This window comes from Chitinophaga agrisoli, from assembly GCF_008386695.1.
GTDB lineage: Bacteria > Bacteroidota > Bacteroidia > Chitinophagales > Chitinophagaceae > Chitinophaga > Chitinophaga agrisoli.
Genome location: NZ_VUOC01000172.1, coordinates 1 through 302 on the forward strand (window position 1 = coordinate 1; position 302 = coordinate 302).

The window sequence follows — 302 nt, forward strand, 5'->3', positions numbered from 1 at the left end:
TGATCCTGATAAGTCGTTAAAACCTTTCTAAAACCTGATAATACTTCAGTCGCATAGTGATTTTTCAAATCCGACAACCATCGCTGACCGGATGCGCTCAACATATATTTAATATCATGGTCAAAAGGTATAGGAAACATAGTACTACACCCAGGCTCATCATCCGGCTCCGTTACTATCGGAGTATCACCTTGATAACCAAGTTTAGGATCATTATTCAACGACGACACCAGACCATCAGTATCCACCCATGAATTCAAAGGTGCAGCCGAAACCTCATCGGGAGAAAAACTCTCCGTCTG

General features: G+C 42.4%; 1 protein-coding gene. It reads right to left on the minus strand.

Going from position 1 to position 302, the window contains the following annotated elements; genetic code table 11:
• Nucleotides 1–302, minus strand: a 302-nt coding sequence (locus F0L74_RS34850) for a PH domain-containing protein (RefSeq protein ID WP_213087197.1), incomplete at both ends; no start/stop codon positions are given.